Source organism: Halalkalibacter flavus, from assembly GCF_036663575.1.
GTDB lineage: Bacteria > Bacillota > Bacilli > Bacillales > Bacillaceae_D > Halalkalibacter > Halalkalibacter flavus.
In genome coordinates this window covers 129,840-150,377 of sequence record NZ_JAWRVK010000009.1, presented here as the reverse complement: position 1 = coordinate 150,377, position 20,538 = coordinate 129,840, and the positions used below count along the sequence as shown (strand labels likewise).

Sequence of the window (20,538 nt, the reverse complement as noted above, 5' to 3'; positions counted from 1 at the left end):
AATCAGTCCGCTCGACTTGCATGTATTAGGCACGCCGCCAGCGTTCGTCCTGAGCCAGGATCAAACTCTCCATAAAAGTGTTTGATTAGCTCAAAATGTATCGCTAACGATACTTTATGTGATTTTTAAAAAAACCACTAAGAAATTAACGAGATATCATGTATCTCTTTTTCGCTTGGCTTTTGTTCAGTTTTCAAAGAACTACTTGTCACTCGATAGCGACTTGATAATCATAACATCTTACATCATCTGAAGTCAAATGTTTTTTTCGATGTTATTTTTTCGTTTTTGACGCCTCGTCAGCGACAAGTAATAATATATCATTATACAATTAATACGTCAACAATATATTTCATTTTTTTTTCAAACGATAAAAAATCTTTTCGATTCCTTCTACTTTTGTTGCAACTCTTGTACTTTCAATTAATTCTTTTTCAACTAAATGCCGTATAAGGAGCTCCAAGTCAACATAGTAGTCCTCAACCTCAGGTAGCGACATTAACTCTGCCACTGAAAACAACTCTTCACTACTATTTTCTAGTAAAGAGAGAAAATGCTGACTTCCCAACACTGTTTTTGAATGAATGGCTAGTTCTGTTGCTAATATCAGAAGCTCAATCCTCTTCTCCAGCGACTCTTCACTCTTTAATAACTCTTGATACAACTTATACGTTTGTGGTTCAATCTTTTTTACTTGCTCCCAAACTGTTACTTCCGGGTAAAAACCATGAGTAATCAAAGATAGACGAGCCAAGTGATGAAGGGAATGCATCATATTGCTAAACGCATCAAAATGATGCCCGTTATAGAATAATGACTTCCCCTCCTCAAACCTCCTTAACATTTTCGTAAACTGTATCGTCATTTTCTTCGTACGATCACCAGGGGGAAAAGAATCTATTCTTTCTTTCACATCTTTCAAAAATTCATTCCGATCAAATACAATTTTTCCGTTAATTAACCAGTCAACCAACCTTCTATGATTTCCAACTATTAAGGTTTGATACATCATCGCTTGACTAAGCGAGTGAAACGATACACGTCTTTCTCCTAACGTATAGTGTTTAACTTCCCATGAAATATTTTGATTGTGGTTAATTAGGACAATAACGACATCAAAACCGTCTGTAACCGATAAAGGCAAAAATTCTTTTTCTACTAGAAGAATGGCTAATGTCTCTTCTTCACTCGCACGGTCTTGATAAAGTTGTCGTAACAATACATCCATTTAACTCTTCCCCTCTCTATGCAATAGATCAACTATTCCATTTACAGTCAGATCTATAAGTTCCACGTAAAAGATTAAAAACTTCTCTTATGATTCAGACATACAAATTCTACATAAAAGGGGCATATCCTGCTACAGAACAAAGGAATCTTCTTTAACTGTTAACATTTCTATAAGGAAGAACCGATAAATTATATGCTATACTACTACTAGATTTAGGAGGGACTAACTATGGCATTAAAATATACAAATAAAATCAATAAAATTAGAACCTTTGCCTTGTCTCTTGTATTTGTGGGAATTCTCGTTATGTACATTGGCATTTTTTTTAGAGAATCTTACATCATTATGACACTTGCAATGTTAGTGGGGTTTCTTTTTATTATTGGTAGTACCGTTGTTTATTTTTGGATTGGGATGCTTTCATCCAAGACGATTCAAGTTGTCTGTCCAAACTGTGGAGGAGCTACTAAAATGTTAGGGCGCGTCGACGCCTGTATGCACTGCAGTGAACCTTTAACAATGGACAAGTCGCTAGAAGGTAAGGAATTTAACGAAGACTATAATCGTAAAACAAGAAAAAAATAAGTTCAAGGAGATGTCTCAGGAAGATAACAGACATCTCCTTTTTGTATAAAATAAAAAAGACACCCTCATCAATCAGAAGGTATCTTAATGCTCAACTTTCTCTTTGCACTTAGGACAAGTTCCATAAATCTCCATACGGTGACTATGTACCTTGAACCCTGTTACGTGCTCTGCTAGAGTTTCAACTTCATCTAACCCTGGATAGTGAAAATCAACAATCTTTCCACAATCCCCACAAATAACGTGATAATGATCCGATGTTACTGAATCAAATCTACTCGATGCGTCACCATATGTTAACTCTTTTACGATGCCAGCTTCCTTGAAGACGCGCAAATTATTATACACAGTTGCGACACTCATATTTGGAAAACGCCCTTCTAAAGCCTTATATATTTCATCAGCTGTTGGATGGGTCATTGATTCATATAGGAATTCTAGTATCGCATGACGTTGCGGAGTCATACGGACACGGGTGCTTTTCAAAGCATCAAGTGCATCTTGCAAACGATGTTCAGACATTGTCATGCACCTCACTTTCAAGTAACCATTCTTACTTTGTAATTAGTATAATATACAAAAAGACATTTTGTCAATCTTGCGATAAACCAACTACTTCCCCATCGCAAGAAAAGGGGCTGCATCTTTTACATCTAACAAAAATGATGTATAACGATGCGCTTGTTTACTGCTTCTTTGCTTCCTGTTTTCAAGGTCGAGACATACAGACTTCAAAGCAGCTTGCAATTCTTTTATATCCTTCTCTTCAACTCCAAATAAGAAGGTCGTATTCCCCTTCCTCCAAAATCCTCCTGAACTAGCCAACTCGGTCATTCTATATCCTTGCTTTTTTAATTTAAGTTCAACTTCATCAGCATATACATTATCAATAATACAAATGAGCAGTTTCAAAGCTCTTCCTCCATTCTGATGGTTTATACTTAAAACTATTCTGCTTTAAAGTAAGGTGTTCCTACTTTACTGTTGTATTTAAAGCTGGAGAGAGCCTTTATCTACCTAAATATATAGAAAGACTTATTCTTTTTCTAACTCCTCCTTCACGAAAGAAAGAGCCTCCGCTACATGATCTTTCACTTTTACTTTTCTCCATTCCTTGACAAGGTTCCCTTCCTTATCAATGATGAATGTTGAACGTTCAATGCCCATATACTCTTTTCCAAAATTCTTTTTTAGTTTCCAAACTCCATATTGCTCGGCCACTTTATGGTCTTCGTCTGCTAGTAATAGAAATGGTAGCTCATACTTTTCAATAAACTTCTCATGTCTAGCTACAGGGTCTGGGCTAACACCCAAAATAACAGTATCAAGGTCTGAGAAATCCTCTATCTTATCTCGAAAATCACACGCCTGATTTGTGCAGCCAGGTGTCATATCTTTTGGGTAGAAATACAAAACAATGTTTTTCCCTCGATAATCTTCTAGGGAAACCACCTCACCATTATTAGCTGGCAAGGAAAATAGCGGCGCCTCTTGTCCAATTTGAATTGTCAATTCACTCACCCTTCCAATAATTTAGTTAATAATAGCGTATCCCAAGAACTTTAAAATGACAACTATTCTTCCTTCTTAGTCACTTGCAGGACAGATGTTACGACAAAGGCTGCCGGGAGCAAGAAACCAAATAGAGCCTGTACCATAGCAATAATCCGACCAATTCCAACTGGAACAAGGTCACCATAACCAACAGAAAGTAAAGTTACTGCGCTAAAATATACAATATCTTCTATAAGATGGTTCACAGATCCTTCAACATGTGAATTCCCTTCTCTTAAAACTTCAATCCCTAACATTTCTAGCCCTAAATACAAATTAGAAAAAGATAAGATTACAGTTATATAAACGAGTAAAAGGAGTGTAAAATGCCTTAGCGAAACTGATTGGACCCCTCTGACAGGACGATACCTTAGCAACATCAATAAACTAACGACTGTCCCGACAGTGGCTATAATTAATGCTATCGATAATATCCAATTCACCATATCACCTCTTTCACAATATTTTTATGAAGCAGGTAGCTTGTATAGAATCAATCAACTTGCTCTGATCGCTTCTCTATGGTTGAATACAGACAGAAGACAATGACTACATTAGGAGGACGAAGATGAATTGGACACAATCAGAACTTTTATATAAAGAAGCACAAGAACACATTGTTGGAGGGGTTAATAGTCCTTCACGCGCATACAAAGGAGTAGGTGGTGGTACACCTGTTTTTATGGAAAAAGGTCAAGGAGCATACTTTTGGGATGTTGACGGAAACCGCTACATAGATTATTTAGCAGCATACGGACCAATCATTACCGGCCACGCTCATCCACATATTACGAAGGCGATTCAACAGGCTGCTGAGAACGGTGTTTTATACGGAACACCTACAAAACTCGAGAATCAATTTGCAAAAATGTTAAAGGAAGCGATCCCCTCTCTTGAAAAAGTACGTTTCGTAAACTCTGGAACAGAAGCTGTCATGACAACAATTCGAGTTGCACGCGCTTATACAGGCCGAGATAAAATCATCAAATTCGCTGGCTGCTACCACGGTCATTCAGACCTAGTACTAGTAGCTGCCGGGTCCGGCCCATCTACGCTTGGCACCCCAGACTCTGCAGGTGTGACAAAAAGTATCGCAAAAGAAGTTATTACAGTCCCTTTTAATGACATTGAGGCATACAAAGCTGCATTAGAAAAGTGGGGGGATGATGTAGCTGCCGTTTTAGTTGAACCGATCGTAGGGAATTTCGGTATTGTCGAGCCTGTGGACGGATTCCTAGAAGCAGTGAACACTCTCACTCACGAAGCAGGTGCTCTCGTCATTTACGATGAGGTAATTACAGCCTTTCGCTTTATATATGGAGGAGCACAAAATTACCTAGGAGTCGAACCAGATATGACTGCTTTAGGAAAAATAATTGGTGGAGGACTACCAATTGGGGCTTACGGCGGTCGAGTGGACATAATGGAAAAAGTCGCTCCACTTGGACCTGCATATCAAGCGGGCACCATGGCCGGAAACCCCGCATCAATGAGTGCAGGAATCGCTTGTCTTGAAGTATTAAAGGAAGAAGGCACTTATGAAAAGTTAGATCAATTAGGAGCATTACTCGAAGAAGGAATTCATTCTCTTGCAACTAAGCATAATCAAACCATTACGATTAATCGTTTAAAAGGGGCTCTTACTCTTTACTTCACCTCGGACAAAGTTTCGAATTATGAACAAGCAGAGAACTCAAACGGTGAGCAGTTCGGCCGCTTTTTTAAAGAAATGCTAAAGAGGGGAATTAATCTTGCTCCATCAAAATATGAAGCATGGTTTTTAACAATCTCTCATACAGAAGAAGATATTAAAGAAACATTAAGTGCAGTTGATGAGTCATTTGCATCAATGAACAAATAATTAGTCTAAGATGACTAACGTTTTCGTACTATTTGTATAGTTCGTCATACGTTAGTCATCTTTTTTTGAAATGAATATAAAAAGGCTTGATTCACACTCATATCCGTTGTATAGTACGCTTCGGTGTTCATTTTTCCGGGTATTATTGAAAGTCAATTGTAATACTATCAATATCGATGGATCTATGATTCCAAGTGAAAGATAAAGGAGTTAATGTAACATATGAAACTTGGGGCTCGAATATTTAAAACAGGGCTTGCTGTCATGCTTTCTCTATATTTGGCAATCTGGTTGGAACTTGATCCACCTATGTTTGCAGCTCTTGCAGCTGCAATTGCTGTGCAACCCTCCCTATACAGAACGTTCCAAACGATCTTGGAGCAAGTCCAAGCGAATCTTATCGGGGCCGTGTTAGCCGTAATTTTTGTTATGACATTTGGTCATGATCCCTTTGTGGTCGGTCTCGTTGTCGTATTAGCCATTTCAATTATTTTAAAAGTAAAGTTAGAGCCAACTACAATCCCGTTAGCTATTGTAACGGTTATTATCATCATGGAAAGTCCAGCAAATGATTTTATCCAGTTTGCCGCAGGGCGTTTTGCCCTTGTTCTTCTTGGCGTTTTAGCGGCCTTTATCATTAACTTACTTTTCATTCCACCAAAATACGAAACAAAGCTCTATCATAAAATTCTAAAAGCAACAGAAGATATCAATCAATGGACGATGTTACTTATTCGCCACGCAGCAGATCATCGCTCCTTAAAAAAAGATCTAAACCGTTTAGAAGAACAAATGGTCAAACTTGAGAATTTATATTTGCTATACAAAGAAGAACGCAATTATTTCATGAAAAATAAATATGGCAAAGCACGAAAAGTTGTCCTTTATCGACAAATGCTCGTTACAACAAAAAAGTCCCTATTTGTTTTAAAAAATTTAGAAAGGCGTTCTGAAGAATTAAATTTAATGACAGATGAAACACACAAAAAATTCGAAAAGCAGCTTCATTACTTAACCTCTTATCATGATCGAATTTTACTAAGGTATATTGGCAAAGCTCATTCTAGCCACTCCGAGGAATTAATTCAGAAAATGAACAAAGGGAAAGAAGAACTCATAAGTTATTATATTAGTCTGCAAAACCATTCATGTTTTGATTACAATCAATGGTTACACCTTTTACCTGCTGTTTCACAGATGATTGAGTACCAAGAACAACTTGAGCACCTTGACCACCTTGTTGATAGTTTCTTCACATACCATCAGGAAGAAAATGAGGTGAAAATTCAAGAGCGCGATGAAGAATAGCATACAAAGAGGCTCTACTTTTTTGAAAAGTAAAGCCTCTTTGTATATATAACAATAACCTAATTAATTTAACTGTTGGACTTCGAATAATTTCTTGTAACTTCCTTTTCGATTCATTAATTCATCATGACTTCCAACTTCAGCAATTTCACCATTCTCAATGACAACAATACGGTCTGCATGCGTAATCGTAGAAAGTCGGTGCGCAACAATAAAGGTTGTTCTGTCTTTAGCTAGTACTTCAAGAGCTTCTTGAATATAATGTTCACTTTCTAAATCAAGCGCAGATGTCGCTTCATCAAAAATTAAGATTGGTGGGTTTTTCAAGAAAACACGTGCAATTGCCACACGTTGTTTCTGCCCGCCAGAAAGCTTCACACCTCTCTCACCGACCTCAGTGTCATATCCTTTAGGAAGGTTCATAATAAAATTATGAGCATTAGCAGCTTTAGCCGCCGCTACCACTTCTTCCTCACTAGCATCAGGTCGTCCCATTAAAATATTATGTTTTACCGAGTCGCTAAACAAAATATTATCTTGTAGCACCATTCCAATATTGTCACGAAGACTACGCACTTTAAAATCTTTTATATCCGTACCATCTAATAAGATTTGACCAGACGTCACATCGTAAAAACGAGGAATTAAACTAATTAATGTACTTTTCCCTCCACCACTCATTCCTACAAACGCAATGGTCTCTCCTTGTTTAACGTCTAGCTGTAAATTTTTTAAAACAGGCTTTTCTTCATCATCATAATGAAAGGTTACATTTCTAAATTCAAGATGGCCACGCGCTCGATGTAAATGCTTTGAATGTGGTTCATCTTCAATATCATACTTTTCATCAACGAACTCAAAAACCCTGTCCATTGACGCAATTGATTGTGTTAGTGTTGTTGACGAATTAATAAGACGCCTTAAAGGTCCATATAGTCGTTCCATATACAATACAAACGCAGTCATTGCACCAACTTCTAGACTACCTGTAATGACAAAATAGCCAGCCACGAATATGACGAGTAATGGGGCTACATCTGTAATTGTATTTACAACGGCAAATGTTTTTGCATTCCATTTTGTATGATCGATTGCACGGTTTAAAAAATGACTATTTCTTTTTGCGAATTGCTTATGTTCATGATCTTCGAGGGCAAAACTTCGGATGACACTCATCCCCTGTACACGCTCGTGCAAATGGCCTTGTACCTCTGCTAATGCTTGTGAACGTACTCTAGTTAAATGCCTCAGCCTTGCATAAAAGTATTTAACAGAAAATCCATATAACGGGAACATCGAAATAGCAACAAGTGTTAACCAAACATTTAAATTTAACATAATGATAATAGCAATTACGATTGTAATAAGGTCTAACCAAATGTTCATTAACCCTGTAATCACAAAATTCTTCGTTTGCTCAACGTCATGAATGACACGTGAAATGATTTCGCCAACTTTTCGATTAGAATAATAACGCAAACTCAACTTTTGGATATGTGTAAATAGTTGATCTCGAATGTCATATAGAACTCTGCTCCCAATCCACTGTGCAAAATACTGTCTAAAATATTCGATAGGTGGACGCAAGAAGACAAATATAAAAAACATTACCGCCATTATTTTGAATAATAAGGAAACCTTTTCATCTTGTGACATCGCTTCAGCAAATATGATGTCATCAATGACATACATCATTACTAAGGGAAGTAACAACGGGATCCCAAATTTAAAAATCCCAATGATAATGGTTACAATAATTTCCTTCCAATACGGCTTGACGAATGCCATATAGCGCTTAATACTATTCAGCTTCGGCACCCCCTTTTTCTATGACAAAAGCCTGACTCAAATATTGAGAGCTATTTTAGAAGCTCCCAAGAGTCAGACCCTTTAATTTTAACGATATTGTAAAAACCTTTCATACCAGCTTTCAACAAATTGTGGTGCAAACGGCCCTTTTCTTTGGTGAATCCATGAGATCAATTCATCTACACTTCGTTTTAGAATATCATCTACAGCTGGCGGATAGTTCATAAGTTTCCGGTGCAGCTCATATTCATCTTCATCTAAGAGCTTAAAGGTCATATCTGGGAACACCTTAATATCGAGGTCGTAGTCAATATATTTCAACGCTTCCTCATCCCAAGTAAAAGGTGACCCAAGGTTGCAATAGTAATAAATACCATCTGAACGTATCATACCGATCGTGTTAAACCATTGTTCGGAATCAAAATAACATATAGCCGGCTCCCTTGTTCTCCAATTCCTTCCATCCGATTCCTTCACTAGAATTCGGTCATTTCCTCCAATTACAACCTTTGACGTCCCTTTAAGCACAATTGTTTCTTCCCAAATCCGATGAATCAATCCATTATGCTTATAGCTATGGATTTCAATATTACTTCCTACTTTGGGAAAATTCATAATAAACTCCCTTCCTTGCATGATTTTGGACGTCTGTAGGGTAGAGTAGTTAATTGCGTTGCCATAAAAAATTAGTTCGTCTACTCTATTCTCTACTAATAACTCTCACTTAATCACTTCATTTGGTTACATTCACTCTCTATTATAACGTCTTGTCAGTTAATTTGAAATGCAAACCTCTTTATTCGATAAAGTCTATGTATAAAAACAAGCACCCTTTGGACGAATAGCCAAAGGGTGCTTTGTTGTTTTTAGTATTACTATTGTTGGTTTGAAGAATTTTGCTGCTTACGAGCTGCCGATTGAGCGTTTTGCTGACGAACTTCTTGAGCGTTCGTTTCGCTAGCAAACTCAGTGTCTTGACCTTGAGCAGAAGCTTGGTTTTGACGGCGTACTTGTTGAGCATTTGTTTTAGATGCTTGTTGTTGTTGTTGTTGTCTATCCATTGATATCACCTCCACGACTATTAAGATGTCCGGTGATGATATCCTTTATGCAACTAAAATTTATTTTATGTTAAAAGAGAGATTCCTCCATCAACGATTAGCGTTTGTCCGCGAATCATATGAGCTTCTTTAGACAATAAAAATAATACGGTGTTGGCTAAGTCATCCGCTTCAACAATTCGTCCAGCTGGTGTTCTAGCTGCAGCATCTGCCAAGAGCTCCTCACGATTTGGAAAATGAGTTAATGCATCGGTATCTACTGCACCACCAGAAACAGCATTTACAACAATTCCTTTTTCCGCTAGTTCTACAGCTAAATAACGAGTTAATGCTTCAACCGCAGCTTTTGATACTCCAACCGTTGTATAATTTTTCAAATAGCGGATTGAACCTAACGAACTCAAACTAACGATATGCCCTCCACCTGTTTTTTCCATTCTTTTAGCTGCTTCTTGTGCACAGAACAAAAGGGCTTTGCTATTAATATCCATTGTCCAGTCCCAATGACTTTCTTCTAGTTCCATAAGAGGGCGGAGAACTCCAGACGCTGCATTATTTACTAAAATATCTAATCGTCCATACTCCTCGTCAATCTTTTCAAATAGTTCTTTAATTTTTTCAGGTTTTCCAACATTCGCTTTTACTACGAGCGCTTTTTGGCCTAGATCTTCAATTTCTTTCGCTACGTCTAACGCTGCTTGTTTGCTTCTTGCGTAATTCACAACTATATCATAGCCACGCTTGGCCAACTTAATGGCAATTAACCTTCCAATTCCTCGACTGCTTCCTGTTACTAATGCTACCTTTTGTTCCATGACCAATCCTCCATTAATTTCATCTGTACTTATTATATCGTATAGGGTGTTAACAGAACAGGAACACTAATATCAAACTTAATAAGGAGGACGATTAAATGTATGTCGGAAGAGACATGACGGAACTTTCCATGATGTCAATTGATCAATGGACAGATAAAGAGCTGGCTTATTTTCATCATGGATTACAACAAATGACCCCCTACCTTAATGCCGAAGGTGCCAGTATCCATCGAGAAATCATCCGTGAAATAGAAGCAAGAGGCGGCCTACACCAAGAAGCAACTTGGACGCAAGGTACAAAACCTCATTATGATTGATGAGGGCACTGAAAAAGGTGATTTTCCCTTTTTCAGTGCCCTCTAAGTAATGTGCGGAATCGCTACATCTTTTAGAAGCCTATTAGAGGAGTGAGTTACACACTCACGTCGAGTAGCGAATGGAGTCATCGCCACCCTTGTTTCGGACTTTTTAGACAGCGCCGTGACATCCGTGAATTCACCGATGTCTTATATAGGAATTTATCCACTTTTGCTATAAAATTAAAGAAGATATATTGCAAAGGAGTGGTCAGAAATGAAAGCGGTTGTTTATGAAGCATACGGAGATCCTACTGTTTTAACTGTTTCCGAAGTACAAAAACCAGCAATACAGGACAATGAAGTACTTATACATGTAAAGGCAAGCGGCATTAATCCGGTTGATACATATTTCAGAAAAGGGATACGTCAAGTTGAATCATTTCCTCACATCCCCCACTTTGATTTAGCAGGTGAGGTTGTTGAAGTTGGTAATGATGTAAAAAACATTCAGGTTGGCGATCGTGTCTGGGCAACCAATGCTAAAGGGGCTTCTGCTGAATTCGTCGCTGTTACAAGCAACCTTGTTTTTCCTCTTCCTAAGAAGTTGACTTTTGAAGATGGGGCAGCAATTGCTATGCCCTATATGACTGCTTATCTCTCTTTATTTAATAGAGGGCAACTAAAAGAAGGAGAAACGGTTCTTATTTTTGGAGGAGCTGGAGCTGTCGGTCATGCGGCTATTCAACTCGCTAAACATGCAGGTGCCTACGTTATTACAACTGCTAGCAATGAAGACAAAGCAGCTATTGCAAAAGGTGCGGGAGCTGATGAAGTAATTGTATACACAGTCGAGGATCTCGTGAAACGTGTGAAAGATCGAACAAAGGAAGCTGGCGTCTCACTTATATTAGATATGTCTTTTAGTGAAAATATGGAGAGAGATTTAGAAATGATTAAATTAGGTGGGCGTATTATTACGATTGGATCGCCTGTTAACAACACTCCTCCGTTAATGTGGCGTCAATTAAATATGAAGCATGCTTCACTTATCGGGGTTCTCCTCTTTACTGCTCCATTAGAAGAATTAGTGAGTGCCGGGCACTTTATATCAAAAGGGTTTGACAGTGGAGTCTTCACTTCACACATTGGCAAAGTCTTTTCTTATGAAGATGCAGCTTTGGCTCATGAATCATTAGAGAAAAAAGAATACGATGGACGGATTATCTTAGACCATACAAAGTAACAATCACAAAAGGTATGGTTATGACTTTTTTGATCGCCCGAAGCAAAGTGCGGAGTCGCTCCATCTCTGATCCTGGCTTATGAGACAACCTTTTTGTTAAAGTTTGTTTTTATGGGGAACATAAAAATAAACTTAATTAAAAGGAAAGGAGTTTATTTGATGGAAAAGGAATTGTTCTACGTCAACTTAAACCCAATTAGCATGGATACGATTAGCCCCACTAAAGTCGATGATGGACAATTGATTGAATATGAAATTGAAGCAACACCCGCTGAGAAAAAAGCATTAGAGGATTTATTACACGAGGTACAATCTCATGATCTTGAACTAGGTAACTTGTTTACGTTTCGCCATTTTGATGACGAACAAGTTGACGAAGATAAAAACGAATATCAACGAGGATTAAATGATGTATATGAAGAGCTTTATCGGCTAGGAACAGCCGAAACAAAACAAAAAATAAAAGAAATTCACATGATCAATGATGATCAGTAATAAAGCGGGGTCTGACCCCGCTTTATTACTGTACAAAAATCAGAGATGAAGCAATCTTAAAAAACACGCCCAGCATAACTCGAAGAGAATATCCTTTATATTACTTAATTTGTATAAATTGTTTTAATCGGATTGTTTTTTTCGATATATTACTCTCGATAACGTAATACTCACCTCATAAAGTAATAGTAATGGAATAATAACTAATACATCTGATAAAAAGTCTGGCGGAGTAATAAAAACAGACACACACACAAGGGCAAAATAAGCATACTTTCGTGTCACAACTAGTGCTTTAGGTGTAATGAGACCAATTTTCGTTAAAAATAAAACAACCGCTGGCAATTCAAAGAGTAAAGCAATCGGTACAGTCAACGAAAACATAAACTTAAAATAACGATCGATTGTAAACATCGTTTCAAACTGCCCATCCACCATCGACATGAGAAAGTTCATCACTAGAGGAAAGATAATATAAAACCCAAAACATAATCCTAAAATAAAGAGCAATAGGAAAATCGGAATATAAAAAAGACCAGCAGATCTTTCTTCTTTCTTCAACCCAGGCGAGACATATTTCCATATTTGGTAGGTAATTAAAGGTATTGAAAAAGTGAGTGCAACCACTACAGAAATCATCATATATGCCCAAATTACATCTACTGGACTAAGAATTGTTAATTTATGATCAATGTCTTTTATCAAAAATTCGTAAATCTCCTTAACATATATAAAAGACAAAATAAAAAAGGCAACAAACCCTAAGCCGATAATAATAATTCTAGTGCGCAATTCCTCTAAATGATTAACGACTGGCATAGATGAAGTTTGCTCCAATACTTTTCACCTCCTAAGACATAATCTGGTATTTTTTTGCTCCCAGTATAAATGCTGATGCTTTTATACTAGGAGCCACATTTTTATTATGCTTTCTTTTTTTCTCCATCATCTTGGAACGGTTCCTCAAGGCTATCGGTGAGTTCCTTTGTTCCCTTTTTAAACTCTAATAATGTTTTCCCAAAAGCATTGCCAATCTCGGGAAGTTTCTTCGGTCCAAACACCACAAGCGCAATAACTAAAATTAATATTAATCCTGGAATACCTATTGATCCAATCCCCATCTAAACGACTCCTTTTGATTAAAATTTATTTGACCTAAACTTTGACGATTTGGAACTAATCATTCTATTTTAATGAGCAGCAGGAGCTCCATGAAGATACTCTAATAACTCTTGCTTTAATTCGTTATATACGGGCTGATTGATCAGCTCTCTCCGGTCACGAGGGCGTTTGACCGGAACTTTAATAATTGTATCAATCGTTGCTGATGGACCGTTTGTCATAACGACAATGCGGTCAGATAAAAAAATGGCTTCATCGATATCATGAGTGACCATAATGACGGTATCAGTACCAATATGTTCAAACTCCCTTTCATCTGTTGTTCCTGTCGACTTCATCAAGTTTACAAGCTCATCTTGAAGTGTAGATCGTGTTAGAGCATCCAACGCCCCAAAAGGTTCATCAAGTAAAAGTACTTGCGGCTTCACTGCGAATGCACGGGCAATTGCCGCTCGTTGCTTCATTCCTCCTGAGATTTCATCAGGACGCTTATGTCGATGCTTCCAAAGTCCAACTACCGTCAGAAAATGTTCGACAATCTCATCTTTCTCTGCTTTTGTACGTTTTGGGAAAACAGCGTCCACTACCTCATAGACATTTCCCCATACCGTAAGCCACGGCAATAAAGAATAGTTCTGAAAAACAACCCCACGCTCGGGCCCTGGTCCGGTTATTCGCTTCCCATCTAAAAATACCTTTCCTGTCGTTGCCTTCTCCAGACCTGAGACAATATTCAGAACCGTTGATTTTCCACAGCCAGAATGTCCAATTAATGAGACAAATTCTCCTCTGTCAATTAACAAATCAACATTTCGAAGAACTTCAAAGTCTCCTTGTTTCGTTGGATACACCTTTCCAATATTCTGCAAATCTAAATAAGCCATAGCGCATTACCCTCCATATGTGAATCGTTTTTGAATATAATGAAATCCCCTGTCTAAAACGAGGCCGACTAATCCAATCAGTATGATCGCAGCAATTACACGTTCTAAGCTAAGTGCGTTCCAACTATCCCAAACAAAAAATCCAATCCCAACGCCGCCTGAAAGCATTTCAGCTGCAACGATTACTAACCAAGCAACCCCCATGCTTAAACGTAACCCTGTAAGAATGTGCGGTAACGTGTAAGGCAACAAAATTTTTGTCAGGTATTTCCATTTCGAAAACCGAAAGACAGCAGCGACATTGCGATGGTCTTTTGGGATGGATGAAACCCCAAAGGCAGTATTTACAACGGTTGGCCAAAGTGATGTGATAAAAATAATAAAAATCGTTGCTGGACCTACTGATTGGAAAACAGCTAATCCAATAGGGAACCATGCTAATGGTGAAACAGGTCTTAACACTTCTACAATCGGTTCAAAAATCTGTTTAAAAAATGGAGTTACCCCCATTAGAATTCCCAATGGTATGGCTACAAGGGCACCTAAAATAAATCCCGTGAATACTCGTTGCAACGATGCGGCAAATTGAAGGGCAATTCCTTTATCATTCGGACCGTAATTGTAAAAAGGGTCGGATAGAATTGACCATAATACACCAAAAGTACTGATTGGACTTGGTAACGATTGGGCTGAGAATCGGCTGGCAAGCTCCCAGAGAAGAACAAGAATCGCCACGCTCCCAACTAAGTAGCCTAATTTCCGTAAGGCATCCTTTACGTATGGGGGAAGGGCAAAGCCCTTGCCTGTACTTACTGAACTAGCTTTCACATTGTGTTCTAATTGTTTACTCATATTAAGCACCTCCATATTGCTCTAGTGATCCAGCTGGATCTTCCGGGTCAAAAATTGCGCCATCGATTTTCAATTCAAAAGGCTTCATATCATCGTCAGGAATTGCGATGTCCATTTCGGCTGCAACTTCTTTATAAAGGTCCTGCATGATTAATTTGTTTGCAATTTGCTCGTAGTCTGGATGGTTATTTAAATAGCCAAACCTCACATACTGGCTCATAAAGAACATGGCATGGGATTTCCTTGGGAAATTCACGTTGCCCCCTTTATGGAAGAGCATATAGTCATCCGTATAGACATGTTCGCCTAAATCACCTCCAAGATTGTATTTACCGAGCAGGCGATTTTCGATTTCTTCTGGTGGGGCGTTGACATATGCTTGATGCCCAATGACTTTCGCCGCTTCTTTGCGATTATCTAGATCATCAAGCCACTGTGAAGCTTCAAGAATGGCTTTCATGACTCCTTTCAGTTCATCTGTTCTTTCACTAAAGTTCTTATTAAGAACAAGCGCTTTTTCAGGGTGATCTTGCCAAATGTCTTGAGAAGATATATGAGTGAAACCAATATCCTGGCGAACACCGACTCCGTTCCAAGGTTCACCGACAGAGTACCCGTCCATGTTCCCTACTTGCATATTTGAAACCATTTGCGGTGGTGGGATCGTAATAATTTGTGTTTTGGACTGTTCAATGCCGACAGCGCCCATCCAGTAGCGTAACCAGAGGTCATGGGTTCCACCTGGAAAGGTCATCGCAAATGTTAACTCACGTTCAACCATCGCGCTTTCGATCACATTCTTTGCTGCTTGAATATCACGGAAACCAGCCTGAACAAGATCTTTCGAAAGGGTGATTCCTTGTCCATTTGCATTGAGCAGCATTGCAATCGGCAACTCGCTACCAGCTGCTCCACCAACCCCTGTATAAACAGAAAATGGCATTCCGAAAAGGCAATGAGCTGCATCTAAGTCTCCACTTAGTAACTTATCTCGTACTGAAGCCCAGGAAGCTTCCTTTGTTACTTCTACATCAACACCGTATTTCTCATAAAGTCCTAATTCCTTAGCCATAACAACAGACGCACAATCAGTCAGTGGGATAAATCCTATAGTTATCTTTTTTCCACTCCCTGTCGTCCCGCTATTCTGTGGTATCGTACTTTCTTGACTACTACCACATGCTGCAAGAAACGCGCTTGGCACCATTAATGCAGCGATACCTGCCATACTAGATTTTTTCAAGAAATCTCGTCTAGTAAATGATTTACTCATTGAATGTCCCCCTTTCGTAAAACGATACTCTCTCTTTTGAATTTTGAAGATTCAGATAATATCATACAGTAATTCCCTCCACTTTTTTTTGCATAAAATGAAAAAGCCGCAAAGGCATAGTATTGTCATAGATACTGTCCTTCGCGGCTTCGTTGCCGAGTTACTCCACCTTCGTTGATGGAAGTCATATACAAACCAATTGTTATGGTTGACAGTTTTTCCTGTCATTAATTGAACACGTCACTGTGTCAATAGGCGTCTTCATTGATCGCCGTTGCTTACCCATAGGTTATAACGATTTATCTCTTCCGTCAACAAAGCCTGATAGAAAATGTAACAGATTTTCAACTAAAAAGTAATTCTGTTGTTATAATCCAATTTGAAAATAAGGTATTTTAAATGCATCTTATGTAGTTAAATACCCGACTATTTGAAATTCAAAGACATACGGGGAGGTGGTTGGAAATGATAGATCGATTTCTTTTGTTTATAGATCCTGAAGTTAAAGACTATTATAAGCCAACTGATTCTACAAACCTGGGTAGCAGATTACAAGATCTTGGTTATCGTGTTATCAAAACTACGGATGTATCAGCTGTTAGTACGTACATTCATCAGGTCGATGCCCTTATTATTTGCTCATCGATAGCAAATATCAAAACTTTTGCCAAACAATCCCTTAATCATCGTTCTCTTCCCCTAATTTGGTGGTTCCACGAGGGTTCGTCCCTTATGGATGAAATATGTGAACTAGAAATTGACATTGATGCTTTGCTATGTTCAAACATGAGTAATAAAGAAATCCATTGGTCTCTTCATTTATGCTCGAATCGTTTTCTACAGCGTATCCAATGGCAAAAAGAACGAGAATTGTTACTCTCAAAATTAGAAGAACGAAAACACCTCGAAAAAGCTAAAGCGATTCTTTGCGAATTAAAAAAGATTTCTGAGCAAGAAGCATACGACTTTATACGCAAGCAAGCGATGGACGAACGAAAACGAATGGTCGATGTAGCAATTTCGATTATTACAGCTTATCAAATACTAGTGGCTAATAAATGAGGAGGATAACAAATATGATGAATTCTCTGCTAAAAGAAGTAGGTCGTGGTAAAAGAGGCTCTAGGGATTTAACCTATGATGAAAGTGTACAAGCAGCGGAGTTGATTTTAAATGGTGCGGCTACACCCGCTCAAATTGGTGCTTTCCTCATTGCAGAACGAATTAAAATGTCATCGCCAGAAGAAATAAAGGCCTTTATTGACGTATGTCGATCAAAAAGCAAGATCCACCCCATTCCTGGAGGATTAGATTGTGCTGGACCGTATGATGGAAGAAAGAAATCTTTTTATTCCACTTTTCCTACAGCATTTGTTCTATGTGCGAGTGGGGTACCCGTAACATTACACAGCAGTCCATCCCTCCCGCCAAAAAATGGCTTAACTTTACATGGTTTATTGAAAGGATTACAGGTTGCTTCTGAACAATTGGACATAACATCTTTACTTAAAGCCGCAGAACAAACTGGATTTTTGTTTATCCCTACAGAAAAATGGTGTCACCCCTTAGCTCAATTACGTTCAATCCGAACAGAGATTGGAATGAGGACATTGTTAAATACGGTTGAAAAATTACTCCGGCTATCGGACGCGCCTTTTATGACACTCGGTATCTATCATGGAACCATCATTGACAAAGTAATTGAAGTTCTGCGCCGAACTGGTGTCGAAAAGGGGCTTGTTATTCAAGGTTTAGAAGGCTCAGATGATATATCAGTTGAACGTATTACGCGGGTACATTGGGTTACAAAAGAAGAAACAACACAATTGATCATCGATCCTGAACTGATGGAATTACAAGTTCATTATCCTGACATTCAGTGGTCACTAAAACACCAATGCGACATAATTTTATCTGTCTTACAAGGAAAAGCCGATCTTCCCTATATCAATACGGTTCTCTTGAATGCAGGCGTACGTATTTGGCTATGTGGAAATGCACAGTCAATTGAAGAAGGAATCTACCAAGCAAAGTATATAATTGACAACGGTTATGCTTTACAAAAATTTTCATTATGGAAAGACCTGGTACAAAACAACTCTTCTAAAAAAGTTATTATTTCATTACAATAAGAGCTCTAACTACCAACTATAACACCTTACCATTATCCTAGATAAATAATAATATTTATATGTAAAGGTGTCTGACCCCAACTTAACTGCATACAGAGAAAATCTACACATTAGACCCCATTTTTTCACTGTATATAGTTTCAGAGGGGTCTGCTCTTAAAAATTAGACTTAGACTGTCCCCCATCTACATTAATCGTTGCGCCTACAACCCAACTTGCTTTTTCGGAGGCTAAAAATGTTACAACATTAGCTACTTCATCTGCTGTTCCAAATCGTCCTGCAGGAATTTCATCTTGAACAAATTTGTTTATTTTTTCTGGATTTTCATCCAGCCTTCGCTGCCAGTTTCCTGATGGATGTAGGATTGAACCTGGTGCCACTCCATTAACGCGAACCCCATCCTTTATTCCTTCATCTGCTAATGCTTTTGTGAAGCTTATCATTGCCGCCTTTGCGCTGTTGTATGTTACTTTACCGCCGGATTCCCTTCCAAAAATAGATGATATATTGATAATGCTTCCAGCTTGTTTTTCTTTTAAATAAGGCAGAACAAGCTTACTAAAATGCACAGCAGAGAAATAATTTAATTCAAATGCTTCATGAAATAATGCGAGTTCCGTTTCAGCTGTATTCGAACCATTACTTCCCCCTACATTGTTGATAAGGATGTCAATTGTTCCAAAGGCAGCTACTACTTTCTCAATAACTTGTTCTCTTTCTTTTTCTATTGTCATATCTGCCTGAATTGTTATAATGTTTTCTTTTAACTTTTCTTGCACATCATTCAGTGCTTCTTTCCCCCTTGCTACAATCGCCACTTTTGCTCCTTCTTTATGAAAAGCGGAAGCAATTGCGTAACCGATACCTTTCGAACCTCCCGTAACAAGAACTACTTTATTTGTTAACTGCAAATCCATTAGAACCCCTCCATTTTACAATAACGATTTCTGAATTATTTTCTGATGCGAAACGGGGAACGCATACTTTTCAATTTCTTTTATTGAAATCCACCTTCTTGTAGCTTGTCCACCATCGGGTTGACCACTTACTCGCCCTTCATAAACTGTGATATTCCATATCAGATGGGAAAAAGCATGTTCAACCTTTTGGATTTGTTCACCCAATTCAACTTGTATATTATAAACTTTCAAAAATTGCTCTTCCACAGACAATTGATCTGTAACTTCAAAGTTAGGAAATTGCCAAAGCCTAGCTAATAAGCCTGTTTCCGGTCGTTTTTCAATCATTACCTCTCCACGCTCATTACGAAGAACTATTGCGGCCATTTGCTTCGATGTTTGTTTTTTCTTTTTTGACTTTATCGGGAGTTCCTCTTGTTTTCCTTGATCATAAGCCCGGCAATGCTCCCTCACTGGGCATAGTAAACACCCAGGAGACGTAGGTGTACAAATAAGCGCTCCTAGCTCCATTAAACCTTGATTAAATGAAGATGGATCTTCCTTGGAGACAAGATCATATAATATTTTTTCAAAAAGTTTTCTCGTCGAAGCCTTTGCGATATCTTCGTCAACCAATAATACTCGAGAAAGGACTCGCATTACGTTTCCATCTACAGCAGGCTCCGGTTTACCGTAAGCGATACTTAATACAGCTCCAGCGGTGTATGGTCCAACTCCTTTTAAAGAAGAAATTTCCTCTCTTGTATTCGGAACCTCACCCTCATACCGCTCTACCACTTCACGAACAGCAGTCTGTAAATTACGAACACGAGAGTAATAACCAAGACCTTCCCATGCTTTTAATATTCGATCTTCCTCCGCTTCAGCCAATGCTTCGAGGGTAGGAAACTCTCTCATAAATGCATTGTAATACGGGATAACTGTCTCTACTCTTGTTTGCTGCAACATAATTTCTGAAACCCAAACTCGATAAGGGTCTTTCGATATTCTCCATGGTAGTTCGCGTTGGTTCTCTTGAAACCAACTAACTAACTGATGCTGAAATCCTGTGATGTTAAAATTTCTCAATTGCTTTTGTTCCAATGTAAAA

The 20,538-nt window shown here is 38.3% G+C and carries 24 protein-coding genes and 1 rRNA gene; 8 read left to right on the top strand and 17 right to left on the bottom strand.

Features of this window, described 5'->3' with window-relative positions; translation table 11 throughout:
- Both SAY88_RS08615 and SAY88_RS08610 read right to left on the bottom strand, forming a co-directional pair.
- Positions 1 to 76: ribosomal RNA gene (locus SAY88_RS08615) — 16S ribosomal RNA — on the bottom strand; the annotation flags it as partial.
- A gap of 276 nt (positions 77 to 352) precedes the next feature.
- A complete protein-coding gene (locus tag SAY88_RS08610; protein WP_332630994.1) occupies positions 353 to 1,228 on the bottom strand; it encodes a nucleotidyltransferase-like protein in 876 nt (291 codons plus the stop codon).
- A gap of 231 nt (positions 1,229 to 1,459) precedes the next feature.
- On the opposite strand from SAY88_RS08610, the gene SAY88_RS08605 reads away from it, so the two are divergent.
- Positions 1,460 to 1,816 carry a YgzB family protein gene (locus tag SAY88_RS08605; RefSeq protein WP_332630993.1) on the top strand — a complete coding sequence of 119 codons (357 nt, stop codon included), beginning with the start codon at positions 1,460 to 1,462 and terminating at the stop codon, positions 1,814 to 1,816.
- An 84-nt stretch (positions 1,817 to 1,900) separates the two neighbouring features.
- Here SAY88_RS08605 and perR read toward each other — a convergent pair whose 3' ends face one another.
- The 4 genes from perR to SAY88_RS08585 all read right to left on the bottom strand — a co-directional run bounded on the left by perR (position 1,901) and on the right by SAY88_RS08585 (position 3,816).
- Positions 1,901 to 2,338, bottom strand: a complete 438-nt coding sequence (perR, locus tag SAY88_RS08600) for a peroxide-responsive transcriptional repressor PerR (protein WP_332630991.1) — start codon at positions 2,336 to 2,338, stop codon at positions 1,901 to 1,903.
- A 90-nt stretch (positions 2,339 to 2,428) separates the two neighbouring features.
- The gene (locus tag SAY88_RS08595; RefSeq protein WP_332630990.1) at positions 2,429 to 2,728 is read right to left on the bottom strand and encodes a cyclic-di-AMP receptor; all 300 of its coding nucleotides are present in this window, start codon (positions 2,726 to 2,728) and stop codon (positions 2,429 to 2,431) included.
- 123 nt (positions 2,729 to 2,851) lie between these two features.
- A complete protein-coding gene (bcp, locus tag SAY88_RS08590; RefSeq protein ID WP_332630988.1) occupies positions 2,852 to 3,328 on the bottom strand; it encodes a thioredoxin-dependent thiol peroxidase in 477 nt (158 codons plus the stop codon).
- A 62-nt stretch (positions 3,329 to 3,390) separates the two neighbouring features.
- Positions 3,391 to 3,816, bottom strand: coding sequence for a potassium channel family protein (locus tag SAY88_RS08585; protein ID WP_250098168.1), 426 nt, complete (start codon positions 3,814 to 3,816; stop codon positions 3,391 to 3,393).
- A 122-nt stretch (positions 3,817 to 3,938) separates the two neighbouring features.
- On the opposite strand from SAY88_RS08585, the gene SAY88_RS08580 reads away from it, so the two are divergent.
- Both SAY88_RS08580 and SAY88_RS08575 read left to right on the top strand, forming a co-directional pair.
- Positions 3,939 to 5,231, top strand: coding sequence for a glutamate-1-semialdehyde 2,1-aminomutase (locus SAY88_RS08580; protein WP_332630987.1), 1,293 nt, complete (start codon positions 3,939 to 3,941; stop codon positions 5,229 to 5,231).
- 222 nt (positions 5,232 to 5,453) lie between these two features.
- The gene (locus SAY88_RS08575; RefSeq protein WP_332630985.1) at positions 5,454 to 6,539 is read left to right on the top strand and encodes an FUSC family protein; all 1,086 of its coding nucleotides are present in this window, start codon (positions 5,454 to 5,456) and stop codon (positions 6,537 to 6,539) included.
- A gap of 63 nt (positions 6,540 to 6,602) precedes the next feature.
- On the opposite strand, the gene SAY88_RS08570 is transcribed toward SAY88_RS08575, so the two are convergent.
- The 4 genes from SAY88_RS08570 to fabL form a co-directional block, all read right to left on the bottom strand.
- Positions 6,603 to 8,348 carry an ABC transporter ATP-binding protein gene (locus tag SAY88_RS08570; RefSeq protein ID WP_332631005.1) on the bottom strand — a complete coding sequence of 582 codons (1,746 nt, stop codon included), beginning with the start codon at positions 8,346 to 8,348 and terminating at the stop codon, positions 6,603 to 6,605.
- An 87-nt stretch (positions 8,349 to 8,435) separates the two neighbouring features.
- Positions 8,436 to 8,963, bottom strand: a complete 528-nt coding sequence (gene ntdP / locus SAY88_RS08565) for a nucleoside tri-diphosphate phosphatase (RefSeq protein ID WP_250098171.1) — start codon at positions 8,961 to 8,963, stop codon at positions 8,436 to 8,438.
- 260 nt (positions 8,964 to 9,223) lie between these two features.
- Complete coding sequence (locus SAY88_RS08560; protein WP_332630983.1) at positions 9,224 to 9,409, bottom strand: gamma-type small acid-soluble spore protein; 186 nt, start codon at positions 9,407 to 9,409, stop codon at positions 9,224 to 9,226.
- A gap of 65 nt (positions 9,410 to 9,474) precedes the next feature.
- Positions 9,475 to 10,224, bottom strand: coding sequence for an enoyl-[acyl-carrier-protein] reductase FabL (fabL, locus tag SAY88_RS08555; RefSeq protein WP_332630981.1), 750 nt, complete (start codon positions 10,222 to 10,224; stop codon positions 9,475 to 9,477).
- 98 nt (positions 10,225 to 10,322) lie between these two features.
- On the opposite strand from fabL, the gene SAY88_RS08550 reads away from it, so the two are divergent.
- From SAY88_RS08550 to SAY88_RS08540, 3 genes are all read left to right on the top strand, one after another.
- A complete protein-coding gene (locus SAY88_RS08550) occupies positions 10,323 to 10,544 on the top strand; it encodes a hypothetical protein (RefSeq protein ID WP_034626141.1) in 222 nt (73 codons plus the stop codon).
- Positions 10,545 to 10,800: 256 nt separating this feature from the next.
- Positions 10,801 to 11,769, top strand: a complete 969-nt coding sequence (locus tag SAY88_RS08545) for an NADPH:quinone reductase (protein WP_332630978.1) — start codon at positions 10,801 to 10,803, stop codon at positions 11,767 to 11,769.
- A gap of 159 nt (positions 11,770 to 11,928) precedes the next feature.
- Positions 11,929 to 12,264: a hypothetical protein gene (locus SAY88_RS08540; protein WP_332630975.1), complete on the top strand. Its 336-nt coding sequence runs from the start codon at positions 11,929 to 11,931 to the stop codon at positions 12,262 to 12,264.
- 123 nt (positions 12,265 to 12,387) lie between these two features.
- On the opposite strand, the gene tatC is transcribed toward SAY88_RS08540, so the two are convergent.
- From tatC to SAY88_RS08515, 5 genes are all read right to left on the bottom strand, one after another.
- Positions 12,388 to 13,101 (bottom strand): twin-arginine translocase subunit TatC, encoded by a 714-nt coding sequence (gene tatC, locus SAY88_RS08535; RefSeq protein WP_332630973.1) that lies wholly within the window; start codon positions 13,099 to 13,101, stop codon positions 12,388 to 12,390.
- An 86-nt stretch (positions 13,102 to 13,187) separates the two neighbouring features.
- Positions 13,188 to 13,385: a twin-arginine translocase TatA/TatE family subunit gene (locus tag SAY88_RS08530; RefSeq protein WP_332630972.1), complete on the bottom strand. Its 198-nt coding sequence runs from the start codon at positions 13,383 to 13,385 to the stop codon at positions 13,188 to 13,190.
- 69 nt (positions 13,386 to 13,454) lie between these two features.
- Positions 13,455 to 14,270, bottom strand: a complete 816-nt coding sequence (locus tag SAY88_RS08525; protein ID WP_332630970.1) for an ABC transporter ATP-binding protein — start codon at positions 14,268 to 14,270, stop codon at positions 13,455 to 13,457.
- Between the two features lie 6 nt (positions 14,271 to 14,276).
- Positions 14,277 to 15,122: a nitrate ABC transporter permease gene (ntrB, locus tag SAY88_RS08520; protein ID WP_332630968.1), complete on the bottom strand. Its 846-nt coding sequence runs from the start codon at positions 15,120 to 15,122 to the stop codon at positions 14,277 to 14,279.
- 1 nt (position 15,123) lies between these two features.
- Positions 15,124 to 16,395, bottom strand: a complete 1,272-nt coding sequence (locus tag SAY88_RS08515; protein WP_332630965.1) for a CmpA/NrtA family ABC transporter substrate-binding protein — start codon at positions 16,393 to 16,395, stop codon at positions 15,124 to 15,126.
- A gap of 465 nt (positions 16,396 to 16,860) precedes the next feature.
- On the opposite strand from SAY88_RS08515, the gene SAY88_RS08510 reads away from it, so the two are divergent.
- Together SAY88_RS08510 and SAY88_RS08505 are read left to right on the top strand one after the other, a co-directional pair.
- A complete protein-coding gene (locus SAY88_RS08510) occupies positions 16,861 to 17,457 on the top strand; it encodes an ANTAR domain-containing response regulator (RefSeq protein WP_332630964.1) in 597 nt (198 codons plus the stop codon).
- 14 nt (positions 17,458 to 17,471) lie between these two features.
- Positions 17,472 to 18,527 (top strand): anthranilate phosphoribosyltransferase, encoded by a 1,056-nt coding sequence (locus tag SAY88_RS08505; protein ID WP_332630962.1) that lies wholly within the window; start codon positions 17,472 to 17,474, stop codon positions 18,525 to 18,527.
- 156 nt (positions 18,528 to 18,683) lie between these two features.
- Here SAY88_RS08505 and SAY88_RS08500 read toward each other — a convergent pair whose 3' ends face one another.
- Entirely contained in the window at positions 18,684 to 19,445 is a 762-nt protein-coding gene (locus tag SAY88_RS08500; RefSeq protein WP_332630960.1) for an SDR family NAD(P)-dependent oxidoreductase, read from the bottom strand.
- Positions 19,446 to 19,460: 15 nt separating this feature from the next.
- Positions 19,461 to 20,531, bottom strand: coding sequence for an A/G-specific adenine glycosylase (gene mutY, locus SAY88_RS08495; protein ID WP_332630959.1), 1,071 nt, complete (start codon positions 20,529 to 20,531; stop codon positions 19,461 to 19,463).
- Positions 20,532 to 20,538 lie beyond the last annotated feature (7 nt).

What these genes read in the sequence shown, in the direction of transcription:
- SAY88_RS08610 (WP_332630994.1), bottom strand. Translation starts at nt 1,228, where the DNA reads ATGGATGTATTGTTACGACAACTTTATCAAGACCGTGCGAGTGAAGAA.
- SAY88_RS08605 (WP_332630993.1), top strand. Translation starts at nt 1,460, where the DNA reads ATGGCATTAAAATATACAAATAAAATCAATAAAATTAGAACCTTTGCC.
- perR (WP_332630991.1), bottom strand. Translation starts at nt 2,338, where the DNA reads ATGTCTGAACATCGTTTGCAAGATGCACTTGATGCTTTGAAAAGCACC.
- SAY88_RS08585 (WP_250098168.1), bottom strand. Translation starts at nt 3,816, where the DNA reads ATGGTGAATTGGATATTATCGATAGCATTAATTATAGCCACTGTCGGG.
- SAY88_RS08580 (WP_332630987.1), top strand. Translation starts at nt 3,939, where the DNA reads ATGAATTGGACACAATCAGAACTTTTATATAAAGAAGCACAAGAACAC.
- SAY88_RS08575 (WP_332630985.1), top strand. Translation starts at nt 5,454, where the DNA reads ATGAAACTTGGGGCTCGAATATTTAAAACAGGGCTTGCTGTCATGCTT.
- ntdP (WP_250098171.1), bottom strand. Translation starts at nt 8,963, where the DNA reads ATGAATTTTCCCAAAGTAGGAAGTAATATTGAAATCCATAGCTATAAG.
- SAY88_RS08560 (WP_332630983.1), bottom strand. Translation starts at nt 9,409, where the DNA reads ATGGATAGACAACAACAACAACAACAAGCATCTAAAACAAATGCTCAA.
- fabL (WP_332630981.1), bottom strand. Translation starts at nt 10,224, where the DNA reads ATGGAACAAAAGGTAGCATTAGTAACAGGAAGCAGTCGAGGAATTGGA.
- SAY88_RS08550 (WP_034626141.1), top strand. Translation starts at nt 10,323, where the DNA reads ATGTATGTCGGAAGAGACATGACGGAACTTTCCATGATGTCAATTGAT.
- SAY88_RS08545 (WP_332630978.1), top strand. Translation starts at nt 10,801, where the DNA reads ATGAAAGCGGTTGTTTATGAAGCATACGGAGATCCTACTGTTTTAACT.
- SAY88_RS08540 (WP_332630975.1), top strand. Translation starts at nt 11,929, where the DNA reads ATGGAAAAGGAATTGTTCTACGTCAACTTAAACCCAATTAGCATGGAT.
- SAY88_RS08530 (WP_332630972.1), bottom strand. Translation starts at nt 13,385, where the DNA reads ATGGGGATTGGATCAATAGGTATTCCAGGATTAATATTAATTTTAGTT.
- SAY88_RS08525 (WP_332630970.1), bottom strand. Translation starts at nt 14,270, where the DNA reads ATGGCTTATTTAGATTTGCAGAATATTGGAAAGGTGTATCCAACGAAA.
- ntrB (WP_332630968.1), bottom strand. Translation starts at nt 15,122, where the DNA reads ATGAGTAAACAATTAGAACACAATGTGAAAGCTAGTTCAGTAAGTACA.
- SAY88_RS08515 (WP_332630965.1), bottom strand. Translation starts at nt 16,395, where the DNA reads ATGAGTAAATCATTTACTAGACGAGATTTCTTGAAAAAATCTAGTATG.
- SAY88_RS08510 (WP_332630964.1), top strand. Translation starts at nt 16,861, where the DNA reads ATGATAGATCGATTTCTTTTGTTTATAGATCCTGAAGTTAAAGACTAT.
- SAY88_RS08505 (WP_332630962.1), top strand. Translation starts at nt 17,472, where the DNA reads ATGATGAATTCTCTGCTAAAAGAAGTAGGTCGTGGTAAAAGAGGCTCT.
- SAY88_RS08500 (WP_332630960.1), bottom strand. Translation starts at nt 19,445, where the DNA reads ATGGATTTGCAGTTAACAAATAAAGTAGTTCTTGTTACGGGAGGTTCG.